Raw genomic sequence first — 1,939 nt, forward strand, 5'->3', positions numbered from 1 at the left:
GTGGTCTGGCCGCTGAGTACTGCATCGTGATGCTGAGACTTTTCCGTTTCGACGACCTGAGTCACCAACCCGGCGTTGGTGTTGTTAATCCGGTCGGCATTAATCTTCAAGTGGCGCCCGGCTTCAATCGTCGCCGCGTGGTTATTGAGCTCACGCGCCTGACCGGTGGCCGTCAGGGCGTTATCCAACTGGCCGCCGATGCGCATGTCGCCCACGCTGTAAATCTGCGCATGATGCTGGTTGTTGAGCGTTCCGGTGCCGATGTCCAGCCGGTCACGTGCCGCAATGACCGCAGCTTTGCCGTCCTGGGCGGTGTTATTCAATGTGCCCGTCTGGAGGGCCAGCTGGTCCCCGTAAATGCGCCCGGTGCCGGTATTGTTCAGGGTGTTGGCCGTGAGATGAGTCAAACCGCCGTCAATCAGTCCGGTGTTGCTCAGGGTATCATGAGCCTGGATTTGCGTTTGCCCGGCGCTGATTTCACCGGAGACGCTATTGGTGAGATGGTGTGCGTCAAGATGCAGCGCCCGACCGGCTTTTATCTGGCGGTCATTGCGGAGATTGCCGGTTGTTTTCAGGGTCAGATTGCCATTGGCCGCGGTGTTGCCGGTATGATGAAAATCCTCAGTTAAGGTGATCGCCATATCGCCCTGCGATAACAGTTGGCCGTCACCGCTCAGAGCATGGGCGTTAATCGTGGCGTGCTCCCCGGCAATCAGCGTGCCTTGCCGGTTGTTAATCACCAGAGACGTAGGACGGGTCTCGTCGTCTACGGTAAGCTGTTTGCCCGCGGAGATTAACCCCTCAGCATTCTCCAGCGTGTGACTCACCTGAGCTTGCAGGTGATTGGCTGCCCGTAAAGCGCCCTGAGTATTGTCCACCTGTTGCGCGTTGACCGTCAGGTTTTGCGCTTCCAGCCCGTTATCCGTCTGCTTCGTTTCCCGGTTAATCAAATGAGCGGTGTTCAGGGTCAATTGCTGACCGCCACGGATAAGGCCGCCGGTGTTATCGGTTTGAGTGTCAACATTGAGCGTGGTGTCGCCCACCGCCTGCGCCTGCCCGTGACGATTGTCGAGCTGATGAGTGTTCAGGGTTAACGTGTCGGTGGATAACAACTTGCCGTCCCGGTTATCCAGCGCGGCGTGTCGGGTGTCAATAGCCAACTGTCCGCCTTGCAGATGACCGTGGCGATTGTCCAGCGGGCCACTGGTGAGGGTCGTCTTGCCATCACCGAGAATATGGCCCTGCTGGTTATCCAGTAACTGCCCGTCAGTGTCCAGAGTCAGGGCGTCAGCGGATTGTAAGGTGCCCTCGCGGTTGGTCAGTTGTCGGCTGTGAATGTCCAGCCCGCTATTTCCGGCTATCTGGCCCTGAGTATTATTGAGTGCAGTGCTGGTCAGCGCAGTTTCGCCGTCCGCCACTATCATGCCACCGGTGTTATTGATATCGCCGGTGCGCAAAGTTAAGTGTCCGTCACTCAATAACCGGCCTGCTTTTTGGTCGGCATTGCGGGTATTGGTGAATCGGTGGCCGTGGGTATCAACGGTCATCTCGCGGCCAGCCTGTAACAACCCTGCGGTGTTATCCAGTTCGCCACTGTTGACCGTCAGCGTGTCTTCGGCTATCACCTGCCCCGCGGTATTGGTGAAGGGATGGCCTGTGGTCTGGCTATTGATATGCTGTGCCAGCAACACCCCCTGCGTGTTATCTAGAGTCTGGCTGGTCGTGGTCAGTCGGGTTTTGGCTTCAAGATGGCCGTGAGCGTTTTGAATGGCTTTGTCAACAGTGAGGGTGGCGCTGTCCCCGGTTGCCACGATGCTCCCCCGGCGATTATCCAGTTGAGTGGCGCTCAGTTGGAGCGCGTGGCCCGCTTCCAGCCGACCTGACTGATTATCCAGCGTGTCTTTGACCGCCAGTGTCAGCGAGCCTTTTTCGGCGGCCA

General features: G+C 58.0%; 1 pseudogene. It reads right to left on the reverse strand.

Going from position 1 to position 1,939, the window contains the following annotated elements:
• Window positions 1-1,939 (reverse strand): annotated as a pseudogene (locus tag AAC155_RS24110) (hemagglutinin repeat-containing protein); the annotation flags it as partial.

This window comes from Photorhabdus sp. HUG-39 (assembly GCF_963878365.1).
GTDB lineage: Bacteria > Pseudomonadota > Gammaproteobacteria > Enterobacterales > Enterobacteriaceae > Photorhabdus > Photorhabdus kayaii.